The 575-nt window shown below is 21.6% G+C and carries 1 protein-coding gene; it reads right to left on the bottom strand.

What is annotated here, in order from left to right:
• Positions 1–228: 228 nt before the first annotated feature.
• A complete protein-coding gene (locus LIQ05_RS19455; RefSeq protein ID WP_226822940.1) occupies positions 229–507 on the bottom strand; it encodes a hypothetical protein in 279 nt (92 codons plus the stop codon).
• Positions 508–575 lie beyond the last annotated feature (68 nt).

The raw sequence follows: 575 nt of genomic DNA, 5'->3' as shown, positions 1-575 counted from the left end.
TTATTAGATATTGTATTAATTAATACAATATAAGGTATATTAGAAAACATATTAATAATAAAGTTAATATAGCAAATATAATATATTTGTATTATATGGGAAGTTAATTGAAAACAAAGACTTTAATATATATGTAATATAAATATATTAATATAAAAAAGCCCATATAAAAAGGAGCATATATCAAATTGTATATGCTTCTTTTTATAAAATTATAGGAATGTTTTATTATATTTTGAACACATGTTTAAGTATATCATTAACTAATTTACTTTCACTAACCTTTTGAACCTTAGCATGTTTTTTAACATATTTTATAACCTCTGTATCAAGATAAAAGGTTTTATTTTTTACGCTCTTTTCTTTAACATCTATTATAGAAGATAGATTTACTAAGTTCTCATCATTTAAGTTATTATCTATAGGACTTTTAGTGGGAGCGTCCTTGCCACTTTCTAGTATTTCAGAAGTTCTATTTTTTACAGCCTTTTCAAATTTATTTGCCATTAAAATATTCCCCTTTCTTTCATTTCATTATATAAATCAATATAAGCCTTATATCCAGTTTTTTTTTT

The sequence above is a fragment of the Blautia glucerasea genome (assembly GCF_020537505.1).
Taxonomy (GTDB): Bacteria; Bacillota; Clostridia; order Lachnospirales; family Lachnospiraceae; genus Blautia_A.
The sequence above is the reverse complement of the archived record's forward strand: the minus strand, read 5'-3'. Positions and strand labels throughout refer to the sequence as shown.

Coding starts and splice junctions, on each gene's coding strand:
- LIQ05_RS19455 (WP_226822940.1), bottom strand. CDS start 507: ATGGCAAATAAATTTGAAAAGGCTGTAAAAAATAGAACTTCTGAAATA.